At 71.7% G+C, this 22,688-nt stretch carries 20 protein-coding genes, 1 pseudogene and 1 riboswitch; of the genes and pseudogenes, 12 read left to right on the top strand and 9 right to left on the bottom strand.

Going from position 1 to position 22,688, the window contains the following annotated elements; genetic code table 11:
• Nucleotides 1-160 precede the first annotated feature (160 nt).
• Nucleotides 161-1,171 carry an LLM class F420-dependent oxidoreductase gene (locus tag ACGFWI_RS24125; RefSeq protein WP_393908078.1) on the top strand — a complete coding sequence of 337 codons (1,011 nt, stop codon included), beginning with the start codon at nt 161-163 and terminating at the stop codon, nt 1,169-1,171.
• Nucleotides 1,172-1,185: 14 nt separating this feature from the next.
• Here ACGFWI_RS24125 and ACGFWI_RS24120 read toward each other — a convergent pair whose 3' ends face one another.
• From ACGFWI_RS24120 to ACGFWI_RS24105, 4 genes and pseudogenes are all read right to left on the bottom strand, one after another.
• Nucleotides 1,186-1,989: a maleylpyruvate isomerase N-terminal domain-containing protein gene (locus ACGFWI_RS24120; RefSeq protein ID WP_393908077.1), complete on the bottom strand. Its 804-nt coding sequence runs from the start codon at nt 1,987-1,989 to the stop codon at nt 1,186-1,188.
• Between the two features lie 175 nt (nt 1,990-2,164).
• Nucleotides 2,165-3,235, bottom strand: a complete 1,071-nt coding sequence (locus ACGFWI_RS24115) for a prenyltransferase (protein WP_393908076.1) — start codon at nt 3,233-3,235, stop codon at nt 2,165-2,167.
• Nucleotides 3,236-3,381: 146 nt separating this feature from the next.
• Nucleotides 3,382-4,185, bottom strand: a pseudogene (locus ACGFWI_RS24110) (methyltransferase domain-containing protein); the annotation flags it as partial.
• 70 nt (nt 4,186-4,255) lie between these two features.
• Nucleotides 4,256-5,668 (bottom strand): glycosyltransferase family 4 protein, encoded by a 1,413-nt coding sequence (locus tag ACGFWI_RS24105; RefSeq protein WP_393908075.1) that lies wholly within the window; start codon nt 5,666-5,668, stop codon nt 4,256-4,258.
• 239 nt (nt 5,669-5,907) lie between these two features.
• On the opposite strand from ACGFWI_RS24105, the gene ACGFWI_RS24100 reads away from it, so the two are divergent.
• Nucleotides 5,908-6,540, top strand: a complete 633-nt coding sequence (locus ACGFWI_RS24100; RefSeq protein WP_393908074.1) for a TetR family transcriptional regulator — start codon at nt 5,908-5,910, stop codon at nt 6,538-6,540.
• A 280-nt stretch (nt 6,541-6,820) separates the two neighbouring features.
• On the opposite strand, the gene ACGFWI_RS24095 is transcribed toward ACGFWI_RS24100, so the two are convergent.
• Nucleotides 6,821-7,054 (bottom strand): ferredoxin, encoded by a 234-nt coding sequence (locus ACGFWI_RS24095; RefSeq protein ID WP_393908073.1) that lies wholly within the window; start codon nt 7,052-7,054, stop codon nt 6,821-6,823.
• Complete coding sequence (locus tag ACGFWI_RS24090; RefSeq protein WP_393908072.1) at nt 7,054-8,505, bottom strand: aldehyde dehydrogenase; 1,452 nt, start codon at nt 8,503-8,505, stop codon at nt 7,054-7,056. The genes ACGFWI_RS24095 and ACGFWI_RS24090 overlap by 1 nt, the downstream gene beginning before the upstream one ends.
• Before the next feature lie 276 nt (nt 8,506-8,781).
• Between ACGFWI_RS24090 and ACGFWI_RS24085 the strand changes: the two genes are divergently transcribed.
• From ACGFWI_RS24085 to ACGFWI_RS24060, 6 genes are all read left to right on the top strand, one after another.
• Nucleotides 8,782-9,861, top strand: a complete 1,080-nt coding sequence (locus ACGFWI_RS24085) for an MBL fold metallo-hydrolase (RefSeq protein WP_393908071.1) — start codon at nt 8,782-8,784, stop codon at nt 9,859-9,861.
• Nucleotides 9,862-10,068: 207 nt separating this feature from the next.
• A riboswitch (cobalamin riboswitch) is annotated at nt 10,069-10,229 on the top strand.
• 168 nt (nt 10,230-10,397) lie between these two features.
• Nucleotides 10,398-11,696, top strand: a complete 1,299-nt coding sequence (locus ACGFWI_RS24080) for a prenyltransferase/squalene oxidase repeat-containing protein (RefSeq protein ID WP_393908070.1) — start codon at nt 10,398-10,400, stop codon at nt 11,694-11,696.
• A complete protein-coding gene (locus ACGFWI_RS24075) occupies nt 11,696-12,367 on the top strand; it encodes an SCO2322 family protein (RefSeq protein ID WP_393908069.1) in 672 nt (223 codons plus the stop codon). Before ACGFWI_RS24080 ends, ACGFWI_RS24075 begins: the two co-directional genes overlap by 1 nt.
• Complete coding sequence (locus tag ACGFWI_RS24070; protein WP_393908068.1) at nt 12,364-13,521, top strand: CbiQ family ECF transporter T component; 1,158 nt, start codon at nt 12,364-12,366, stop codon at nt 13,519-13,521. The genes ACGFWI_RS24075 and ACGFWI_RS24070 overlap by 4 nt, the downstream gene beginning before the upstream one ends.
• Nucleotides 13,518-15,245, top strand: coding sequence for an ABC transporter ATP-binding protein (locus tag ACGFWI_RS24065; RefSeq protein WP_393908067.1), 1,728 nt, complete (start codon nt 13,518-13,520; stop codon nt 15,243-15,245). The genes ACGFWI_RS24070 and ACGFWI_RS24065 overlap by 4 nt, the downstream gene beginning before the upstream one ends.
• Entirely contained in the window at nt 15,242-16,135 is an 894-nt protein-coding gene (locus ACGFWI_RS24060; RefSeq protein ID WP_393908066.1) for an ECF transporter S component, read from the top strand. The genes ACGFWI_RS24065 and ACGFWI_RS24060 overlap by 4 nt, the downstream gene beginning before the upstream one ends.
• 277 nt (nt 16,136-16,412) lie before the next feature.
• Here ACGFWI_RS24060 and ACGFWI_RS24055 read toward each other — a convergent pair whose 3' ends face one another.
• Nucleotides 16,413-17,582 (bottom strand): steroid 3-ketoacyl-CoA thiolase, encoded by a 1,170-nt coding sequence (locus ACGFWI_RS24055; protein WP_393908065.1) that lies wholly within the window; start codon nt 17,580-17,582, stop codon nt 16,413-16,415.
• Between the two features lie 241 nt (nt 17,583-17,823).
• Between ACGFWI_RS24055 and ACGFWI_RS24050 the strand changes: the two genes are divergently transcribed.
• The 4 genes from ACGFWI_RS24050 to ACGFWI_RS24035 all read left to right on the top strand — a co-directional run bounded on the left by ACGFWI_RS24050 (nt 17,824) and on the right by ACGFWI_RS24035 (nt 21,341).
• Nucleotides 17,824-19,056, top strand: a complete 1,233-nt coding sequence (locus tag ACGFWI_RS24050) for a cytochrome P450 (protein WP_393908064.1) — start codon at nt 17,824-17,826, stop codon at nt 19,054-19,056.
• A 408-nt stretch (nt 19,057-19,464) separates the two neighbouring features.
• Nucleotides 19,465-20,085, top strand: coding sequence for a DUF6230 family protein (locus ACGFWI_RS24045; protein ID WP_393908063.1), 621 nt, complete (start codon nt 19,465-19,467; stop codon nt 20,083-20,085).
• Nucleotides 20,076-20,513, top strand: coding sequence for a DUF6114 domain-containing protein (locus ACGFWI_RS24040; RefSeq protein ID WP_393908062.1), 438 nt, complete (start codon nt 20,076-20,078; stop codon nt 20,511-20,513). Before ACGFWI_RS24045 ends, ACGFWI_RS24040 begins: the two co-directional genes overlap by 10 nt.
• A gap of 135 nt (nt 20,514-20,648) precedes the next feature.
• The gene (locus ACGFWI_RS24035) at nt 20,649-21,341 is read left to right on the top strand and encodes a hypothetical protein (protein WP_393908061.1); all 693 of its coding nucleotides are present in this window, start codon (nt 20,649-20,651) and stop codon (nt 21,339-21,341) included.
• A gap of 88 nt (nt 21,342-21,429) precedes the next feature.
• Here ACGFWI_RS24035 and ACGFWI_RS24030 read toward each other — a convergent pair whose 3' ends face one another.
• Nucleotides 21,430-21,885: a hypothetical protein gene (locus ACGFWI_RS24030; RefSeq protein WP_393908060.1), complete on the bottom strand. Its 456-nt coding sequence runs from the start codon at nt 21,883-21,885 to the stop codon at nt 21,430-21,432.
• 44 nt (nt 21,886-21,929) lie between these two features.
• The coding region (locus tag ACGFWI_RS24025; protein WP_393908059.1) for a cbb3-type cytochrome c oxidase subunit I at nt 21,930-22,688 on the bottom strand (759 nt) is incomplete at its 5' end.

The following is a 22,688-nucleotide window of genomic DNA, read 5'->3' as shown; positions in this document are numbered from 1 at the left end:
GCCGGCGGGCCCGGCCGTACAGTGCGCGGACTGCGATGAACTGACACACCGTCAGGATATTGCCGTCAGGACACCCCCGAACCGGCGCCTCGTCGCCACTGCGCCGCCCGCCACAAGGGCAGGGCCCTCGGTCACCGTCCGTCGGAGAGAGGCGATCGGCATGCGACTCGGTCTGGCACTCGGCTACTGGGGGCGCGGCCCGGACCCCCGACACCTCGAACTCGCCCGCGAGGCCGAGCGGCTGGGGTATGACTCCGTGTGGACCGCGGAGGCCTGGGGGTCGGACGCGTTCACCGCGCTCACCTGGATCGCCGCCCACACCTCACGCATCAAACTGGGCACCGGTATCGCGCAGATGGCGGCCCGCACGCCCACCGCCACCGCGATGCATGCGCTCACCCTCGATCATCTCTCCGGCGGACGGCTGCTGCTGGGCCTGGGGCTCTCCGGACCGCAGGTCGTCGAGGGGTGGTACGGACGGCCGTTCCCCAAGAGCCCGCTGACCGCCACCCGCGAATACGTGGACGTGATCCGCCAAGTCCTGCGCCGGGAGGGGCCGGTGGAAGCCGACGGGCTCTTCCACCCGCTGCCCTACCGCGGTGCGGACGGCACCGGCCTCGGCAAACCGCTGAAACCCATCACCCACCCGCTGCGCGCCGGCCTGCCCCTCCTGCTCGGCGCGGAAGGGCCCAAGAACATCGCCCAGACGACCCGGATCGCCGACGGCTGGCTGCCGCTGTACTGGTCGCCGCAGCGCACCGACGTCTACCGGGCGTCACTGGCGGAGGCCCCGGACGGCTTTCTCATCGCCCCCATGGCACGCGCCGTGGTCTGCGACGACGTCGCCGAAGGGCTGTTGCCGGTCAAGGCGATGCTCGGCTTCTACATCGGCGGGATGGGGCACGCCGCCAAGAACTTCCATGCCGATCTGATGGCACGGATGGGCTTCGAGGAGGAGGCCCGGCGGGTACAGCGGCTCTTCCTCGAAGGCCGCAAGGAGGAGGCCGTACACGCCGTCCCCGACGCCTTCGCCGACGAGATCTCCCTGGTCGGTCCGCGCGAACGGATCGCGGAACGCTTGGAGTTGTGGCGCACGGGACCGGTCACCGATCTGCTGGTCACCGCCCCCGACCCGCACACGCTACGGGTGCTGGCCGAACTCAACTCCTGACACGGGCAGGCGCCTCACTCGAACGACGCCCACGCCAGCCACCGGTCGAGCAGGGCGCGGTCCCCCAGCACCTCGACCCGGTCGCTGTCGGCGGGCAGCCTGCGGTAGAGGACACCGAGCACATCGGTGAGGGGGCCGCGGAGCGCGACCGCCGCCTTTTCGTGGGCGCGGCGGTGGACGAGCCGGTCGCCGGTGAGGTCGAGGAGCCACTCGGCGTTCAGCTCGGGCGGGGTGTCGGTGGCGTGGAGGTGGATCGTGCGGCCCGGACCGAAGAGCAGCGCGGAACGCTCCGCATGGCGCGCCGCGACCACGGGCAGGGCGCACAACTGCAGCCACTCCTCCAGGCAGTCGGCGGCGACCTCGGCCGGGACCTCGAAGGCGGCACCCACGGTGAGCGCGGCGTCGGCGCGGTGGATCACGGTCTCGTGGGTCATCCGGCGGGCCCAGAAGCCCGTCCGCTGTACCGGCGACCAGGTCCACACCTCGGTGTCGGGGCCGGCCTCGCGCAGAGCCGCCACGGTCTGTTCGGCACCGGCCGCGAGCCAGGCGTCCAGCGCTGCCGCATCGTCGCCCTCGGGGCCCGCCATCCCGGGGACATCCGCGTCGTCGACGTTCTTGGCGGCCCGGGTCGCGACGAGGGTGCCGGCCCAGCGATGCGCGCTGCCCACGTGCCGGGCGAGATCCGCCAGCGTCCAGTCGGGGCAGGTCGGGACCTTCGCCGACAGATCGGCGCCCCGCAGGAGCTCCCGGAACTTCTCCGTCTCGGCGAGGAGTTGGTCGCAGTATGCGTCGTGGGTGAGTGAGCCTTGGAGAGTCATGCGCGCACAGTAGTGTGCGGTGCCGCGGCTCAGCCTCCCGTTTCTGCGGCAGCCGGCATCGCGCCGGGCCCCTTCCCCCGCCGGGACGGCCCGTACGGGACACCGTCGGCGGGGCGGTCCCGTACGGGGCGGTCCGTACGGGGCGCTCCGTACGGGACGAGCCCGCGCGGGCCGGCTACCGGCAGCAGTCCGGATCGAGCCCCTTCGGCAGCTGCTCGCCCCCGAAGACCGAGGTGGTGGCCTCGTCGCCGCCCAGGGCGGCCACCGCGAGCAGCAACGAACCGGCCGTCCAGGCGGTGAGCTCGCGTGGCCAGATCGCGTCGTCGTCGAAGACATAGCCGGTCCAGTACATGCCGTCCTCGGCGCGGAGATGCTGCATCCACTTGAGGATCTGTACGGCCCGCTCGGACTCCCCCATCGCCCACAGCGCGAGCGCCAGTTCCGCGCTCTCGCCGCCGGTGACCCACGGGTTGGGCAGCACACAGCGCACGCCCAGGCCGGGGACGACGAAGTGCTCCCACTGCGCGTCGATACGCTCCCTGGCCTCCGCGCCGCGCACCGCGCCGCCCAGGATCGGGTAGTACCAGTCCATGGAGTAGCGGGCCTTGTCGAGGAACCGCTCGGGGTGGCTGCGTATCGCATGGCCGAGGCGGCCGACCGCCAGTTCCCAGTCGGGCTGCGGCTCCTCGCGCTGGTCGGCGAGGGCGAGCGCACAGCGCAGCGCCTGGTATACGGAGGACGAGCCGGTCAGCAGCGCGTCGTTGACGGGCGTGCCGTCGTCCTCGCGCTTCCAGCCGATCTCGCCGCCGGGCTGCTGGAGTTCCAGCACGAAGGTGACCGCCGCATGGACCGCGGGCCACATGCGGTCGAGGAAGGCCTCGTCGCCGGTGGACAGGAAGTGGTGCCAGACGCCGACCGCGAGATACGCACAGAAGTTGGTCTCCCGGCCGCGGTCGGTGGGTGCCTCCGCGTCACCGTCGGCGTAGGCCGCGTACCAGGACCCGTCCGGGTTCTGATGCCGTGTCAGCCACTCGTACGCGGCCTCGGCGCGCTCGTGTTCGCCGGCCGCGTCCAGGGCCATGGCGGCCTCGGTGTGGTCCCACGGGTCGAGGTGGTGGCCCCGGAACCAGGGGATCGCGCCGTCCGGCCGCTGGGCCGCCAGGATGCCGGCCACCGTGCGGGCCGCCTGTTCGGCGGTGAGCACCCCCGGCAGGACGAGCCGTTCGGTACGCCCGGGACTCGTCACTTGGCGGCCCCGGCAGACTTCTTGGCGGCGGGCTTGGCGGCGGAAGTCCTGGAGGCGGACTTGGCGGGAGCCTTGGCGGCGGGCTTGCTGCCGGGCGTGGTGCCTTGCGCGGGCTTCCTGGCCGGTGCGGAGGACTTGGCCGCCGGCTTCGTGGCCTTGGCGGCGGGACCGGCGGCGGCCTCGGCGGGCTCGCTCGCCGCGGTGGCGGCCGGCTCGGCGGCGACCGCCGACCCGGGAAGGTGCGGCTTGGTGGCGTAGACGACGAAGCTCTTGCCGATGACGGGGTTGAGCGCCCGCTCGGCGAGCCGGGTGGCCAGCGGCTTCTTCATGATGTCCCAGACCAGCAGCCTGTGGTACGCCTGCACCGGCAGCGCCTTGTCGTTGTCGACCCCGAAGGCGCATTTGAGCCACCAGTAGGGGCTGTGCAGCCCGTGGGCGTGGTGCGTGCCGTATGGCTCCAGGCCGGCCTCGCGCATCCTGCCGAGCAGCTCGTCGCCGCGGTAGATGCGGATATGGCCGCCCTCGACCTCGTGGTAGGCGTCGCTGAGCGCCCAGCAGACCTTCTCGGGCCCGTACCGCGGGACGGTGACGGCGATCCGGCCGCCGGGGCGCAGCACCCGGACCATCTCGGCGAGCACCCCCTTGTCGTCGGGGATGTGCTCCATGACCTCGGAGATGATCACGACGTCGAAGCTGTCGTCGGGGAACGGCAGGTTCAGCGCATCGCCCTCCATGGCGGTGGCGGAGGCGCCCGCCGGAGCCTCGCCCGCCTCCTCCATCGCGGCGAACCACTTGGCGACCTCGCGGATCTCCTCGCCGTTCTGGTCGAGGGCGACGACCTGCGCGCCGCGCCGGTAGCACTCGAAGGCATGCCGGCCGGCGCCGCACCCCAGGTCGAGCACGCGGTCGCCCGGAGCGAGCGGGAAACGGGAAAAGTCGACGGTCAGCACGGCGTTCTGCTTTCGTCCGGCGGTTGGTGGCGGTGGTGGCTGCGAAAGGAAATACGGGCCGGGCGGGCCACTAGACGTGTCCGGCGGCGCTCGGCGCGGGCGCGGCACCGGCGGCCGCCGCGGGCGTGGCCCGCAGCGAGGTCCGGGCGGCGGCCCGGTCGGCCTGCAGGGCGATGGCCTCGCGGTAGCGCTCGGCGGTGCCGATGGCGGCCTGACGCCAGGTGAAGCGGGCCAGCACCCGCTCCCGGCCGGCCGCGCCGAGCCGCCGGCGCAGCGTCTCGTCGCCCAGGAGCCGGAGCAGTCCGCCCGCCAGCGCGCCGGCATCGCCCGGCGGCACCGCGAGAGAGGTCTCGCCGTCCGGCCCGGCGACCTCGGGGATGGCGCCGCCGGTCGTTGCCAGCAGGGGGGTGCCGGTGGCCATCGCTTCGGCCGCGGGCAGCGAGAACCCCTCGTAGAGGGAGGGGACACAGGCGATCTGGGCGCTGCGGACCAGGTCGACGAGTTCGCCGTCGGTGATGCCCTTGACGAATTCGATGGCATCGGACAGTCCGAGCCGTTCGATGGCGGCGGCGACCGGCCCGTCGTCGGCGCGCTTGCCGACGACCACCAGATGCGCGTCGGGATTCTCGGTGCGCACCTTGGCGAGCGCCTCGACCAGGTGGATCAGGCCCTTGAGCGGCACATCCGCACTGGAGGTGGTGACGATCCGTCCCGGCACCTCGGGGACCGAGGCATCTGGCGAGAACAGGTCGGTGTCGGCGCCGATATGCACCACATGGATCCGGCCGGCGGACACCCCGAGGTCGTCGACTATCTCCTGGCGGGAGGAGCCGGAGACGGTCAGCACGGACGGCAGCCGCCGGGCGACGCGCTTCTGCATCCGGGTGAAGCCGTACCAGCGGCGGACGGAGGCACGGCGCCTCCAGCCGCCGGCGGCTTCCAGATCGAGCCGCCGGTCGACGGTGATGGGGTGGTGGATCGTGGTGACCAGCGGGGCGCCGAGCGCGCCGGGCCCGCCGAGCAGGCCGTAGCCGAGGGTCTGGTTGTCGTGGACGACATCGAACTGGCCGCGACGGGCGGCGAGATGGCGCCGGGCCCGCAGTGAGAAGGTCAGCGGCTCGGGGAAGCCGCCGGTCCACATCGTGCCGACCTCCAGCGCATCGATCCAGTCGCGGAACTCGCCGCGCTTCGGCGTACGGAACGGGTCCGGCTGGCGGTAGAGGTCCAGGCTGGGCAGCTCGGTCAGGGGCACCCCGCCGTCGAGGACGGGGTAGGGCTGGGCGCCGATGACCTCGACGGTGTGGCCGAGGCGGGCCAGTTCGCGCGAGAGGTGACGTACATAGACGCCCTGACCGCCGCAGAACGGGTTCCCCTTATACGTGAGCATCGCGATGCGCAGGGGACGCTCACCGTTCGACGGGGCTGAGGCCGAGGAGGCCTCTGCGGGGCGAGGCGCGGCTGCCTGGACGGCCTCTGCGGTCACGCTCGGCCCCCTTCTCACTGGACTTTCGCCGGAGCGTAACCGCTGGCGGTAATCTAGAACAAGTTTCAGAACTGATTGGCTACTGGTCAGTTCAGCGAGCTTCGAATCTACCGGCCGAGAACGATGCGAAAAGAGCCGCACCAGGTGATTCGCGCCACCACCCGCCCCCCTGCCATGCTGTGCCGATCACACCACCGGCACTCACCGCATCGCGGACGGAATGCCACGGAATGGGAAATATGACTACGGAATCCAAGGCGGCCAGGCCGACGCTTCCCGCGAGTCCTCCCCTGACCGAGCGTCAGGAGGCTCGGCGCCGCCGCATCCTGCACACCAGCGCCAAGCTGGCGTCCCGTGGTGGCTTCGACGCCGTGCAGATGCGCGAGGTCGCCGAGTCCTCGGGCGTCGCGCTCGGCACCCTCTACCGCTACTTCCCCTCCAAGGTGCATCTGCTGGTCGCCACCATGCAGGACCAGCTCCAGCACATGCACGAAACGCTGCGCAAGCGCCCCCCGTCGGAGCAGGACCCGGGTGCCCGGGTCGCCCAGACCCTGATGCGCGCGTTTCGCGCACTGCAGCGCGAGCCGCATCTCGCGGACGCGATGGTGCGCGCGCTGACCTTCGCCGACCGCTCCGTCAGCCCCGAGGTCGACACCGTCTCCCGGCTGACCACCGCGATCATCCTCGACGCGATGGGGCTGGACGGCCCCGCGACCCCCGAACAGCTCTCCGCGGTCCGGGTCATCGAGCACACCTGGCACTCGGCGCTGATCACCTGGCTGTCGGGGCGGGCCTCGATCGCCCAGGTGAAGATAGACATCGAGACGGTGTGCCGCCTGATCGACCTCACGGCACCCGGGACGGAGCGCTGACGCCGCCGGATGGGCCGCTCGATGGGCTGCTGGATGGCCTGTTGGGTGGGCCGCCGGGACGGGGCGCCGGGACGGGGCGCCGGGACGGGGTTGTTGAGCGGACCGTTGAGTGATCCGTGCCGGCTGCCGCACAAATGAGTGAATCGCGGGGGCCCGCCGTTAACTCCCGTGCGGGCACGGGTAGTTGGCCCGCAAGGGGCCCACCGGCCCCCTACGGGACCACCACCCCACACCCCCTACGGGGCTCCCGCCGCCCCGTACCCCACACCCCCGGGCCCGCTCACTCCTCCGGCGGGAAGACCGCCTCGCCGCTGTCGGCCACGGTCAGGGTGATGGCCTCCACGGGACACCCCTCGGCCGCCGCCAGTACGCCCTCGTCGGTATCGGTCTCCGGTGCCACCGGGTGCGACTGCCGGGCCGTGTCCAGCCGGAAGCCGTCCGGCGCCGCGCCGACGCACATCCCGGACCCGATGCAGACGCTCCGGTCCACCTCCACCCGCCAGCGGTCCCCCATCAGGCACCCGCCGGCAGATGGATCATCTTGTGCTCCATGTATGCACCGAAGCCCTCCGGCCCGAACTCCCGCCCGATGCCGGAGTTCTTGTAGCCACCGAACGGGCCGAGCATGTCGATGCTGAAGGTGTTCACCGAGTACGTACCGGTGCGGACCTGCCGGGCGAGGTCGATGCCGTGCTCGACGTCGGCCGTCCACACCGAGCCGGAGAGCCCGTAGTCGGAGTCGTTGGCGATCCGTACCGCCTCGGCCTCGTCGTCGTACGGCAGCAGACAGATGACCGGGCCGAAGATCTCCTCGCGGGCGATCCGCATGGAGTTGGCGACCTCGCCGAAGAGGGTCGGCTCGACATACCAGCCCGTCGGCTGCCCCTCGGGCCGGCCGCCGCCGGTGAGGACCTTGGCGCCCTCCTGCCGCCCGAGCGCGATGTAGTCCAGCGAGCGCTGCTGCTGACGGCGGGCGACCAGCGGGCCGAGTTCGGTGGCCGGATCCAGCGGGTCGCCGACGGTGAGCGCGGACGCCGCCGCGCTGAACCGTTCGGCGATCTCGTCGTAGTGGCTGCGCGGTGCGAGGATCCGCGTCTGGGCCACACACGCCTGGCCGTTGATCATCCAGGCGAACGGCACGATGCCGGCCACCGCCGCGTCCAGATCCGCGTCCGGCAGGATCACCGCAGCGGACTTCCCGCCCAGCTCCAGCGTGACCCGGCTGAGGTTCCGGGCCGCGACCTCCATGACCCGTTTACCCGCCGCCACCGAGCCGGTGAACGACACCTTGTCCACGCCCGGGTGCCCGACCAGGTACTCGCTCACCTCGCGGTCCGCCGGGAGGATCGACAGCACCCCCGCCGGCAGCCCGGCCTCGGCCGCGATCTCCGCGAGCAGATACGCGTCCAGCGGGGTCTCCGGCGACACCTTGAGCACCACCGAGCAGCCGGCCAGCAGCGCCGGTGCGAGCTTGGCGGCGGCGGTGAACTGCGGGACATTCCACGGCACCACGGCCGCGACCACCCCGGCCGGCTCCCGCCGCACCAGCAGCGGACCCAGCACCCCGTCCCGCCGCTCCTCGAACGGAAAGTCGCGGGCCACGGTCAGCGCCGCGTCCCACACCAGCATCGCCGCCAGTGACTGCACCATGACGCCGGAGGTGAAGGGCGTGCCGTTCTCGGAGCTGATGACCTTGGCGATCTCCTCGCTGCGGGCCGCGAAGCCGTCCTTGATACGGGTCACCACCGCGATCCGGTCCGCCAACGGGGCGTTCGCCCACACCCCGGACTCGAAGGACGTACGGGCCGCGGCCACCGCACGGTCGACATCGGCCCGTGAGGCGTGCGGCACCCGGCCGATGACCTGTTCGGTGTGGGGCGAGACGACCTCGATCGTGTCCCGGCCGGCCGGATCGACCCACTCACCGCCTATGTAGAGCTTTCCGTGCTCGACGAGGTCGCTCATCGCTGCCGCCTCCTGCGGGTTGGCCGCCTGTCCGACAATCCCTGAGGGGTCCTGAGGGTCCCTGAGCGGTCTCCTGGCTGCCCCTTGGGTGGCTCCTGATGCTGCATCAGCATCGCTCACCGCAACAGGAACTGATACCAGTTCTAGTTGCAGGAGTCCACGGCGCGGGCCGAATCCCAACTCCGCCGGAACGAAGGTCACTTCCCTCCGCATTGAAACCAGTTCTAGTTATAGTGAAGCCGGTACCGGGTGTATGCCACACCGAGAGGGGACCGGATGACGCCACAGGTGACCGACCACAAGGGCGGGGTGTGGAGCATCGCCGTCCCGATCCCGGACAACCCGCTCGGCCACACCCTCGTCCACCTCCTGGAGACCGACCGCGGGCCGGTGCTCATCGACACCGGCTGGGACGACCCGGACTCCTGGGACACCCTCGTCGCCGGCGTCAGTGCCTGCGGCTTCGCCCTCGCCGATCTCCACGGCGTCCTGATCACCCACCATCACCCCGACCACCACGGCCTCTCGGCCAAGGTGCGGGAGGCCTCCGGCGCCTGGATCGCGATGCACGCCGCGGATACCGACGTGGTCCGCCGCACCCGCGAGGCGGAACCGGGCCGGTGGCTCGACCACCTGACCGCCAGGCTCGCGACGGCGGGCGCACCGGACGAACATCTGGCACCGCTGCGGGAGGCGCGCGCCCAGGGGCGGAGCCGGAAGCTGCCCGGACAGGGAGCCGCGCTGCCGGACCGCGACATCAGCCCCGGCGAACTGCTCGATCTGCCGGGGCGCCGGGTGCGCGCCATCTGGACACCGGGGCACACCCCGGGTCATGTGTGCCTCCATCTGGAGGAGGAGCACCCCTCGGGGCAGGCCCCCGGCTTCGGCCGGCTCTTCTCCGGCGACCATCTCCTCCCCGGCATCACCCCGCACATCGGTCTGTACGAGGACCCGGAGGGCGAGGGGCGTCCCCCCTCGAACGAGGGTGAGAGCGTGAGGGACCTCCACGATCCCCTGGGCGACTATCTCGACTCCCTCCAACGCGTGGGCCGGCTCGCCCCCGCCGAGGTGCTGCCCGCCCACCAGCACGCCTTCACCGACGCCGGCGGACGCGTACGCGAGCTCATCGCCCACCACGAGGCGCGGCTCTCCCAGCTGAGGGCCCTGCTGCGCGAACCCCGCACTCCCTGGCAGCTGGCCATGGCCATGGAGTGGAACCGCCCCTGGGAGCAAATCCCGTACGCCTCGCGCAATATCGCCGTCTCGGAGGCCGAGGCCCATCTGCGCCGTCTGGTGAAGCAGGGACAGGCGGAGCGGGTGCCGGGGGCCGGTCCGGTGCGGTACCAGGCGGTGTGAGGGAGGGGCGGGCCCTCGGGCCATGGACCGTGGGAGGGACCTCGACGAGGCGGCGGCCGGTTGCCGCACGGCCCACGGCCGGTCCGCGGTGGGCCCACGGCCGGATTCCGCCCGGCGCCCTCCCCGGCCCGCGGCCGATTCCTGCCCGGCGCTCTCCCCCGCGCAGTTCCGGCTCGTACGGGCGAGCGAGTGGCGGGCGGGGGCCGGTTAAGGTGTGCGGGACAACTTCATCCGTACCCGATCGGGGGAAGCCGGTGGAAATCCGGCGCTGACCCGCAACCGTGAGGACGGCCTGCCCGCACCGCGCACCTGGCCGGGCGCGGAGGGCCGTACGAGCCGGAACACCCGAGGGGGCACGACCAAGGCTCCCGCCACCGGAACCGCCCGCCCGTGCGGACGGCCGGTGCGCGGCACCGTCGAGGTATACGGAGCTGAGCCCGGTGCCACCGCGCCCGATTCATGGATCGGCGCTCGGCCGGCCGGCCGAGCGCGGCTGCGTAGCATCGCCGCGACCCGACCCGAGAGGCACCGACCCGATGGCCCCCATGGCTTCCATGGCTCACCAGGCCCCTTTGCCGCATTCCGTCGCCTTGCTGGCGCGCCGCGCCGCCACGGCGCTGGCGGCCGCGGTGGTGCTGGGCGCGGCCGCTGCCCCCGCCGCGAACGCGGACTCCCCGCCCGCATCCCCCAAGAAGCTGCCCGACGGGCTGTACGGCACCAAGGACCCGCAGTACGACGGGGTCTGGCGGCAGTCGCTCGCGCTGCTGGCCCAGGACACCGTGGGCATACGCCCCGCGGCATCCGCCGTGAAGTGGCTGGCCGGGCAGCAGTGCGCCGACGGCTCGTTCACCGCCTTCCGGGCCGAGCCGGGCAAGCCCTGCGACGCCAAGACCATGCGGGACACCAACCAGACGGCCGCCGCGGTGCAGGCGCTGGCCGCGCTGGGCGGGCACGGGGACGCCGTGCAGAAGGCCGTGAGCTGGCTGAAGTCGGTGCAGAACGACGACGGTGGCTGGAGCTCGATGGCCGGCTCGGCCAGCGATGCCAACTCCACCTCCGTGGTCATCGGCGCGCTCGCGGCGGCGGGCGAGAAGCCGCGGTCCGTGACATCGAAGAAGGGTGGCAAGACCCCCTACGACGGGCTGCTCACCTTCCGGCTGGGCTGCGAGGCGAAGGAGGACGCGCGCGGCGCGTTCACCTTCCAGCTCAAGGGCGCGGCCCCGAACGCCGATGCCACCGCGGCCGCCGCGACCGGAGCGCTCGGCAAGGGCTTTGTCGTCGAGCCGGCCGGCAAGGGAGCAAACGCCCCCGTCAAGCCGCTGAGCTGTAAGGACGGCGAAGGCAAGAAGGCGGGCAGCAGCGATCCGGCGCAGGCCGCGGCGGGCGGCGACGGCTACCTCGTCGCGCAGCTCGACAAGAACGGACAGCATCTGCTCTCCGCGATGCCGGGCGCGGAGAAGCAGCCCGACGTCGGCAACACCGCCGACGCCGTGGTGGCGCTGGCGGCCGGCCGGCACGGCGCCGATGCCGCGAAGCCGCTGAAGTGGCTGGAGAAGAATTCGGCGGACTGGGCCAAGCAGAACGGCCCCGCCGCGTACGCCCAGCTGGTGCTGGCCGCGCACGCCACCGGTACCGACCCGCGCTCCTTCGGCGGCACCGATCTGGTGGCCGCGCTCAACGCCACCGGCCCCGAGCCGGCCGCCGCGGCGAAGAAGGACGCCGACGGCTCCAAGGACGAGGGCGGCCTGGGCCTGCCGTGGATCATCGGCATCGGCCTCGCCATCGGTGCCGGCATCGGCTTCCTGCTGAGCAGCCGTAGGAAGAGCCGGCTCTGATGCGGCGCACCAGGATCGCCGGCGCCGTGCTGCTGGCCGGTGCGGTCACCGGTCTGGCCACCGGGCCCGCCCAGGCGCAGGAGTACCGCTACTGGTCCTTCTGGCACGGCACGGGCAGTTCCTGGGCGTACGCCACCGAGGGGCCGGCCACGCTGCGGCCGGCCGACGGTGCGGTGGAGGGCTTCCGCTTCGCCGTCAGCGCCGACTCCGCCGCGGCCGGCAAGCCCCGGGCGGCCGCCGGCTTCGACGCGATCTGCCACGGCACCCCGGCGAAGGACGGCCGCAAGCGGGTCGGCATCGTCATCGATTTCGGGACCGCGGCGGACGCACCCGGCGGCGAGCGGCCGCCGAAGGCCAGGACGGAGTGTGCCCAGGTGTCCGAGGACGCCTCGGCGGGGGAGGCGCTGGCAGCGGTCGCCCGGTCACTGCGCTATGACCCCAACGCCTTGTTGTGCGCCATCGCCGGTTACCCGACGTCGGGGTGTGCGGACCCGGTGAAGGGGGCGAAGGAGCCCGCGTCGTCCGCTTCTGCGTCTTCGGGCGCGGCGGCGGACGGGGACGCGAGCGGCGGGGGCGACGGCGGCCCGTCCGCCGGGCTGGTCGGCGGTGTCGCGGCCGTCGTCGTACTGGGCGCAGCGGCGGTGTGGCAAGCGCGCCGCCGACGCGGATGAGCGCCCCGCAGGCGACCCGTACCACCGCGCTGCATGCCGGCGCCTGGTGGCTGTGGGCGCTCGGCCTGGCCACCGCGGCCTCCCGCACCACCGATCCCCTGCTGCTGGGACTGCTGGTGGGCGTGGCCGGCTATGTCGTCGCGGCCCGCCGTACGGATGCGCCATGGGCCCGTTCGTACGGGGCGTTCGTCAAGCTCGGCCTGGTCGTGATCGCCATCCGGCTGGTCTTCGCCTTCGTCCTCGGCTCGCCGATCCCCGGTACGCACACCCTTGTCACGCTGCCCGAAGTGCCGTTGCCGGACTGGGCGAAGGGCGTCCGGATCGGCGGCCGGGTCACCGCCGAGGGCATGGTTTTCGCGCTGTACGACGGGCTGAAACTGGCCACTCTCCTCATCTGCGTGGGCGCCGCCAACGCGCTCGCCAACCCGGCCCGGCTGCTGAAGTCCCTGCCCGGCGCGCTCTACGAGGCGGGCGTCGCGGTCGTCGTCGCGATGACCTTCGCGCCCAACCTGGTCGCCGATGTCCAGCGGCTGCGTGCCGCGCGTCGGCTGCGCGGCCGCCCAGACCGCGGGTTCAAGGCGCTCCTCCAGGTCGGACTGCCGGTTCTGGAGGGCGCGCTGGAGCGCTCGGTGGCGCTGGCCGCGGCCATGGACGCGCGCGGCTACGGCCGTAGCGCCGAGGTACCGCCCGCCGTACGGCACCTCACCTCCGTCCTCACTCTCGGCGGGCTGCTCGGTATCTGTGCCGGAACGTACGGGCTGCTGGGCGACACCGGGGGCGGCTACGGGCTGCCGCTGCTGCTCGCCGGACTGGCGGCGGCGCTCGCCGGGCTGTGGCTCGGCGGCCGCCGGTCGGTGCGCAGCCGCTACCGGCCCGACCGGTGGGGCGTCCGCGCCTGGCTGGTCGCGGGCTCCGGCATCGCCGTCGCCGCCCTGATGATCTGGGCGAACGACTACGCACCCGCCGCCCTCCACCCGCCCGCCGTCCCGCTCACCGCCCCCGTCCTCCCCCTCTGGCCGGCCGCCTCCGTTCTCGTCGGGCTGCTGCCCGCGTTCGTCGCCCCACTCCCGTCGAGCACGGACCGGGCGGACCGGGCCGTGTCCCCTGGCCGCGCCCCCGTTGTCGATCCGCGCCCGAAGGAGCCCACCCAGTGATCCGGTTCGAGCAGGTCTCGGTCACCTACGGCGACGCCGCGGCGCCCGCCGTCCAGGGCATCGACCTGACCGTGCCCGAGGGCGAACTGTGCCTGCTGGTCGGCCCCTCCGGCGTCGGCAAGTCCACCGTCCTGAACGCCGTCTGCGGCCTGGTCCCGCACTTCACCGGCGGCACCCTGCGCGGCCGGGTCACCGTCGACGGCCGGGACACCCGCACCCACAAACCGCGCGAACTGGCCGATGTGGTCGGCACCGTGGGCCAGGACCCGTCAGCGCACTTCGTCACCGACACCGTCGAGGACGAACTCGCCTATGGGATGGAATCGCTCGGCCTCGCCCCTGACGTGATGCGCCGCCGTGTCGAGGAGACCCTGGACCTGCTGGGGCTGGCAGAGCTGCGCGACCGCGCCATCACCACCCTTTCGGGCGGCCAGATGCAGCGGGTGGCGATCGGCTCGGTCCTCACCACCCACCCCAAGGTCCTGGTCCTGGACGAGCCGACCTCGGCACTCGACCCCGCCGCCGCCGAGGAGGTCCTCTCCGTCCTCCAACGCCTGGTCCACGACCTCGGCACCACGGTCCTCCTGGCCGAACACCGCCTGGAGCGCGTGGTCCAGTACGCCGACCAGGTCATCCTGCTCCCCTCCCCCGGCGCACCCCCGGTCATGGGCGCCCCCGCCGACATCATGGCCGTCTCGCCCGTCCACCCCCCGGTGGTGGCCCTCGGCCGCCTCGCCCACTGGTCGCCCCTTCCCTTGTCCGTACGCGACGCCCGCCGCAAGGCCGCACCGCTGCGCGAACGGCTGGCAGGAGTCAGGCCGCAGGCACCGGCGGTGGGTGGTGGCACGCCGGCGGTGGGTGGTGGCACGCCGGCGGTGGGTGGTGGCACGCCGGCGGTGGGCGAAGGCCTCGGGGGCGGCGCGCCGGCGGTGCCGGCCCCTGCTTCCGCGGGCTCCCCGGCCGATGTCGCCGCGGCCGTCTCCGGGCTCAGCGTCCGCCGGGGGCGGATCGAGGCGCTGCACCAGGTGGATCTGACCGTGCGGGGCGGCGAGACCCTTGCCTTGATGGGACGTAACGGCGCGGGGAAATCCACCCTCCTCACCACCCTCCTCGGTATGCACCCACCGGCCTCCGGCACGGTGCGGGTCGGCGGCGCCACCCCGCACCGCACCAGCCCCCGCGACCTCCTGCGGCATGTCGGTCTGGTCCCCCAGGAACCTCGTGACCTCCTGTACGCGGACAACGTCGCGGCCGAGTGCACCGCAGCCGACCAGGACGCGGGCGCCGCCGCCGGCAGCTGCCGGGCCCTGGTCACCCAACTGCTGCCGGATGTCCCCGACTCCGTTCACCCCCGGGATCTGTCCGAGGGGCAGCGTCTCGCCCTGGCCCTTGCGGTCGTGCTGACCGCCCGTCCTCCGCTGCTCCTCCTCGACGAGCCCACCCGCGGCCTGGACTACGCCGCCAAGGCCCGTCTGATCGAGGTGCTGCGCACCCTGGCCGCCGAGGGCCACGCCATCATCCTGGCCACGCATGACGTGGAACTCGCCGCCGAACTGGCCGATCGCGTCGTCATCCTCGCCGACGGCGAGATCGTCGCCGACGGGCGCACCGATGAGGTCGTGGTCTCCTCTCCTTCCTTCGCACCGCAGGTCGCCAAGGTGCTGGCCCCGCTGCCCTGGCTGACCGTTCCGCAGGTGGCCCACGCCCTGGAGGCCACCGCATGAGCGCTCGCCCACACCGGCCGGAAGGCGACGGGCCGCCCACCGGCTCCGGCCCCGGCCCCGCCCGCCAGGCCCGTGCCGTACGGCTCGGTCCCCGCTCCGTCGCGGCCCTGGTCCTTATTTCGGCCATCGGCGTGATGGCCTTCGGGTGGCCGCTGCTCGCCGACTCCGCCTCCGGGCTCGCCCATTCCAAGGACGCACCCTGGCTGTTCGCCGCGCTGCTGCCGATGCTGCTCGCCGTTGTCGTGGCGACCATCGCCGACACCGGCCTGGACGCAAAAGCCATCGCCATGCTCGGCGTGCTGGCCGCGGCCGGGGCCGCGATGCGCCCGCTGGGCGCGGGGACGGCCGGCATCGAGCCGATGTTCTTTCTGATGGTGTTGGCGGGACGGGTGCTCGGGCCCGGCTTCGGGTTCGTGCTGGGGTCCGTGGCGATGTTCGCGTCGGCGCTGCTGACCGGCGGTGTCGGCCCCTGGATGCCGTTCCAGATGCTGACGATGGGGTGGGTGTCGATGGGCGCCGGTCTGCTGCCCGGGCCCGACCGGCTGCGCGGCCGCGGTGAATTGGCCATGCTCGCCGCCTATGGAGCCGTCTCCGCCGTCCTCTACGGGCTGATCATGAACCTCCAGGGCTGGCCCTATATCGCCGGCATGGCCTCGGGGGTCTCCTTCGTCCCCGGCGATCCGCTCGCCCAGAACCTCGCCCGCTATCTCGCCTACTGCCTCGCCACTTCCCTCGGCTGGGACCTCCCCCGGGCCCTGGTCACCGTGCTCCTCACCGGCACGCTCGGCGGCACCGTCCTCAGGGCCCTGCGCCGCGCCACCCGCCGGGCGGCCTTCGACGTCCCCGTCTCCTTCACTTCCGATCCGCCCCGCGGAGCCGCCTCCCCGTGACCGGGGCCGGTCACGCCCCATGGCTCGCCGGTGCGGTCGTTGGCCGGTGGGCTGCTGCTGCGCTGCACTCTTCGTCATGTCGTCGACGGTACGGAGCTCCCGAGCGCCGCAGAATGCGGTTTTCCACCCAACTCAGCTGTGGTTTTCCGCAGGGTGGGGAGGGGCCCGGCAGAGCCCCTCCCTCGTAACCACATCGCCAACGGTCCTCGGCAACCACGTCCGGCGACCGCCCTTCGCAGCCGCTCCGCCCGCTCCCCCGGCAGCCGCCCGCTCCCCGCTACAGCCGCTGGATGATCGTCCCCGTCGCCAGCGCCCCGCCCGCGCACATGGTGATCAGAGCGAACTCCTTGTCCCTGCGTTCGAGTTCATGGAGTGCGGTGGTGAGCAGCCGGGCGCCGGTGGCCCCGACCGGGTGGCCCAGGGCGATGGCGCCGCCGTTCACGTTCACCTTCTCCAGATCCTGCTCGAAGACCTGCGCCCAGGAGAGCACGACGGACGCGAAGGCTTCGTTGATCTCGACGAGATCGATGTCCTTGAGGGACATCCCGGCCTTGCCGAGCACGGCCCGGGTGGCGTCGACGGGGCCGTCCAGATGGAAGTGCGGATCGGAGCCGACCAGCGCCTGGGCCACGATGCGGGCCCGCGGCTTGAGCTTGAGGGCGCGCGCCATGCGCTTGGAGGCCCACATCACCGCGGCGGCGCCGTCGGAGATCTGCGAGGAGTTGCCTGCGGTGTGGACGGCGGTCGGCATCACGGGCTTGAGGCCGCCCAGGGCCTCCATGCTGGTGTCGCGCAGTCCTTCGTCACGGTCGACCAGCCGCCACATGCCCTGGCCCGCGGCCTGTTCGTCCTCGGTGGTGGGGACCTGGACGGCGAACGTCTCCCGTTTGAAGCGTTCCTCGGCCCAGGCGGCGGCCGCCCGCTCCTGGGAGATCAGGCCGAGCGAGTCGACGTTCTCGCGGGTCAGCCCCCGGTTGCGGGCGATGCGTTCGGCCGCCTCGAACTGGTTGGGCAGATCGACGTTCCACTCGTCGGGCCAGGGCTTGCCGGGGCCGTGCTTGGAGCCGCTGCCGAGCGGCACCCGGGACATCGCCTCGACGCCGCAGCCGATGCCGATGTCGATGACGCCGGCCGCGATCATGTTGGCCACCATGTGGTTGGCCTGCTGGGAGGATCCGCACTGGCAGTCCACGGTGGTCGCGGCGGTCTCGTACGGGAGGCCCATCGCCAGCCAGGCGTTGCGGGCCGGGTTCATGGACTGTTCACCGGCGTGGGTGACGGTGCCGCCGACGATCTGTTCGATGCAGTCGGGCTGGATGCCCGTACGGGCGAGGAGTTCGCGGTAGGTCTCGCCCAGGAGATAGGCGGGGTGCAGGTTGGCGAGCGCGCCTCCGCGCCTGCCGATCGGGGTGCGTACTGCTTCGACGATGACGGGTTCCGCGGCCATGACTGACTCGTCCTCTCCTCACGTCCGCGGGCGTCCCGGCACCCACGGAAGAAGAACTAGTACGCGTTCTAGTTCCGCAAACAGTCTTATGAGCCGCCCTCCGGGGCGCAAGGGGCGTGCAACACCCTTGTCCGTAAAGGGACTCGCCGCGACCCTTGCCACTTGTAGAACTCGTTACTACCTTCACCCGCGACCCATATCTGATGAACCGTCAGACGTTCGGACGGACCAGGAGTCGCCGATGCCATGCCCCGCGTTGCCCGAAGGATTCGACTTCACCGACCCCGACGTCTACCAGGCCCGCGTTCCGCTCCCCGAGTTCGCGCAGCTGCGGCAGACCGCGCCCGTGTGGTGGAACGCCCAGCCGCACGGCATCGCCGGCTTCGGCGACGACGGCTACTGGGTCGTCACCCGTCATCAGGACGTCAAGGAGGTGTCCACCAGGCCGGAGATCTTCTCCGCGAACCTCAACACCTCGATCATCCGCTTCAACGCGTCCATGACCCGCGACCAGATCGACGTACAGAAACTGATCATGCTGAACATGGACCCGCCCGAGCACACCAGGGTCCGCCAGATAGTGCAGCGCGGCTTCACCCCGCGTTCCATCCGCGCCCTGGAGGACGCGCTGCGCGACCGGGCGGCGCACATCGTCGCCGAGGCGCGCCGGAAGGGCTCCGGAGACTTCGTCACCGACGTCGCCTGCGAACTTCCCCTCCAGGCCATCGCGGAACTCATCGGCATCCCCCAGGACGACCGGGCCCGCATCTTCGACTGGTCGAACAAGATGATCGCCTACGACGATCCCGAACTGGCCATCACCGAAGAGGTCGGCGCCAACGCGGCCATGGAGCTGATCTCGTACGCGATGAACCTCGCCGCGGCGCGCAAGGAGTGCCCGGCCAAGGACATCGTCAGCCGGCTGGTGGCGGCGGAGCACGAGGGGAATCTCGGCTCCGACGAATTCGGCTTCTTCGTGCTGCTGCTGGCGGTGGCCGGCAACGAGACGACGCGCAATGCCATCACCCACGGGATGCACGCCTTCCTCACCCATCCCGGCCAGTGGGAGCTCTACAAGCGCGAGCGTCCCGAGACGGCGGCCGAGGAGATCGTGCGGTGGGCGACGCCGGTGGTCTCCTTCCAGCGCACCGCCACCCAGGACACCGAACTGGGCGGGGCGAAGATCAAGAAGGGGCAGCGGGTGGGGATCTTCTACTCCTCCGCCAACAACGACCCGGAGGTCTTCGACCACCCCGAGGTCTTCGACATCACCCGTGACCCCAACCCCCACCTGGGATTCGGTGGTGGCGGACCGCACTTCTGCCTCGGCAAGTCCCTTGCGGTCCTGGAGATCAACCTGATCTTCCACGCGCTCGCGGACGCCATGCCCGGCATCACTCTGGCGGGCGATCCGCGCCGGCTCCGCTCGGCCTGGCTCAACGGCGTCAAGGAGCTGCAGGTTCACTACGGCTGACCGGTGACGTCACCGCCATAAGGACAGGGCGGAGGCGGCGGACCGGTGTACGGGCGGGGCGCTCACGCTGATCGGGAAGCGGCGCCCCGCCGAGCCGTCGGCCCCCTCAGGGCCGGGGCGTACGGAGAGCGGCGAAAGCCGGACCAGCGGTATGTCCGAAAACGGTTCCGCCGTCAACCTTGCCAGTCGTCATGGGCAGACTTACATTCAACTCGCCAGTAACACTCGGCAGTTCGGCATTTTCGCGCACAGTTCGGCAGCGCGCACCCCCGAGCCGCACGTTCTCCCCCATGTGTTCACACGTCGGCTCCCCCGCGCATCGTCAGCACCACGCGCACCCTGCGCATCCGCATCCCCCCATGCGTTTCGACAGTGCGCTCCACCGCTCTTCGAAGGGGACACACCGTTATGAAGGACGCACACGGCAGACCTGTCACGGGACGTATCAGCTGGCGGAAGTTCGCCGTGCTGTCCGTCCCGGCCCTCGCCGGCACCGCCGCCCTGGGCATCGCCCTGGCCAACGGAGCACTTGCCGCGTCATTCGCCGTCTCGGGACAGCAGTTCAAGGTCTCCGCGGACAGCCTCACGGGCAAGGGATTCGCCCAGTACGGCAGTGTGGACGCGAACGCCAGGGGAGATCTCCTGCCGGTCGCCGTCACCGCCATCAAGACGGCGCAGCTGGACCACCTGTGCCAGTCGGTCGTCACCCACCTGCCGGTCATCGGCGATATCTCGCTCAACCTCATCGCCGGTACGGGCAGCCGGCCCGTCGAGGCGGCCGATCTCTTCGTGGACGCCACCCAGCTCTCCGGCAATGCGTCCTTCCACCACATCGAAATCGGCCGGGACGCCTCCACCCTCGACAAGGGGCCGGACAGCGCCCAGGGCCTGCAGGACCTCTTCGCCCAGCAGGCCGATGACGTCAGCATCAGCAACCTCCGGCAGACGGCCTGGGCCACCAACGCGGGCACGTTCAAGCTGTCCGGTCTGAGCATGAAGATCTCCAAGGGCAAGAAGGAATGCTTCTGACCTGGCGGCGCTGGCGGACGGGGCGGCCCTTCTGGGGCGGTCTGGCGGCCGTCCTCGCCGGTGCCGAGATCTGCGCCATCCCGTTGGCGCCGCTGAAGATCATGCTGCAACAGGGCATCGCCGGTATCCCCTCCGTGCTGATGGGGCTGGTGATGATCGCGATGGGGCTCTCGGCGTGGTTCGCGCCGCACTACCGGGGCCTCGCGGGCGTGCTCACCGTGCTGTGTGCGGCGGCCGCGCTGGTGATGTCCAACCTCGGCGGCTTTCTGATCGGTACCGTCATCGGCATTCTCGGCGGCTCGATGATCTTCGCCTGGCAGCCGGTCGCCCCCGCAGAACCCGGAACCTCCGCTGCGCCCGGGGCCGTTGCCGAGTTCGGGGCCGTTGCCGAGCCCGGTGGCAGCGCGCCCGCACCCAGCGAACCGTAGCCCCCTACAGCGCCGCGCCCGCGCCCGCCCGTACGTGTACCCCCACGCCTTCGTCCGCGTACGGGGCCCGAGCGCTGCCCGCACCACCCGCCGCACCACTCCTCCGGCACCCCGCCCCTCATAAGGAGACCCACGATGACGCAGCCCGCCCGCCGTACCCCCCGTCAGCGCGCCTTACTCACCACCGGTGCCGGGATCGTCGCGGCCCTCGGAATGTCGCTCGCCATGACGAGCCCGGCGACGGCACAGCCCGCCGGGGCGCCGTCCGCCGCGGCGCCGTCCACGACCGTGAGCCCCGCAGGTCACAGCTTCACCGCCGCGCTCAGCGGCAAGGCCACCTTCAAGGCCGGTTCGGTGACCGTCACTTGTACGGCCTCGTCCTCCAGCGGCCAGGTCCCGGCCGCGCCCGGCAACCAGAACCCGGCGGGCCCGGTGAGCAGTTCCACCACCCCGGCGACCTACAGCTCCTGCACGACGAGCATGCCCGGGGTCAGCGCGACCGTCACCACGACCGGTACCTGGGGCGTGACCATGCAGGACGGGGCGCCGGTGACCGCCGGACTGACCATCCCCGTCGGCGGGTTCGTGCTCAAGACCAGCGGTCTGGCGTCCTGCACGGTGACCGCGGCCCCCACCTCGGCGGCCACGGTGAACGGCACCTGGACCAACGGCGCGCCGTCCACCCTCGGCTTCACCGACGCGCAGGTGCCGGTGAAGGTGGCGGGCGGCTTCGGCTGTCCGACGAGCGCGACCAGCTCGACGTTCAACGCCGCCTACCAGGTCAGCGACACCACCGACCCCGCGTCCCAGATCACCGTCACCGGCTGAGCGGCGGACCGGCCACGGGTGACGGCCGTTGCGCGCGGGCGTCACCCGTTGCGCGCGGACGTCAGCCGTTCCGGTGGCCGTCGCCCGCTCAGCGCACGGCCAGGCCGACGGCCGCCAGGGCCGGCAGTGCCGCCACGGCCACCGTCCCGCACAGGAACGCGGTGATCAGCCGTCGCCGCAGGGCCCGGTAGACGCCTTCGTATTCGGTCCGCAGGGCGGCGCTGCGGACCGCGATGCGCTCCAGAGCGGCCTGTGAGGCGTCGCGCTGGTCCTGGCAATAGCGCAACTCCACTTCCCGCCGCCGGGAGTCGGTGAGCCAGGGCAGGCCGTCGCAGAAAGCCCGTGCGCGGGTGCGCACCCGGTCCTTCTCCGCCTCCCAGAGGAGAAATCCCTCGATCTCATTGATGGCCCGGTCCTGGTCCAGCTCCGTGCCGTCTTCCCGCCACATTCCTTCGGCCGTGCCCGTTTCCCCGCCGCTGCGCATTCCTCCGCCCGTTCCCGCTCCCGCTCCCTCGCCCCTCCGCATTCCTTCACCCTTCCGCATTCCTTCACTCCTCCGCATTCCCCCGCTCCTCCGCATTCCCTCGCTCATGTGCGCGCGCCGATGCCGGTGACCGGCGCTTCCCCGGAATCCGTCAGGGCCCCGATCTCGCGTGCGATCTCCGGGTGGTGCAGATCGAACGCCGGGGATTCGGAGCGAATGCGCGGCAGCGTACGGAAGTTGTGCCGCGGCGGCGGGCAGGACGTCGCCCACTCCAGCGAACGGCCGTACCCCCACGGGTCGTCGACCTCGACCTTCTCGCCGTACTTCGCCGTCTTCCAGACGTTGTAGAAGAACGGCAGCAGGGAGAGTCCGAGAAGGAAGGAGAAGATGCTGGAGACGGTGTTCAGGGCGGTGAATCCGTCAGCGGCGAGATAGTCGGGGATACGGCGCAGCATGCCCTGGGCGCCGAGCCAGTGCTGGACGAGGAAGGTGCCGTGGAAGCCCACGAACAGCGTCCAGAAGGTGGTCTTGCCGAGCCGCTCGTCCAGCATCTTGCCGGTGAACTTCGGCCACCAGAAGTGGAAGCCGGCGAACATCGCGAAGACGACCGTACCGAAGACCACGTAGTGGAAGTGCGCCACGACGAAGTACGAGTCGGAGACATGGAAGTCCATCGGCGGCGACGCCAGGATGACACCGGTCAGACCACCGAAGGTGAAGGTGATCAGGAAGCCGATCGTCCACAGCATCGGCGTCTCGAAGGACAGTGAGCCCTTCCACATCGTGCCGATCCAGTTGAAGAACTTCACACCGGTCGGCACCGCGATCAAGAACGTCATGAACGAGAAGAACGGCAACAACAC

It is taken from the genome of Streptomyces sp. NPDC048434 (genome assembly GCF_043200375.1).
GTDB lineage: Bacteria > Actinomycetota > Actinomycetes > Streptomycetales > Streptomycetaceae > Streptomyces.
Note: the sequence above shows the minus strand (reverse complement) of the source record. Positions and strands in the feature narration are given on the sequence as shown.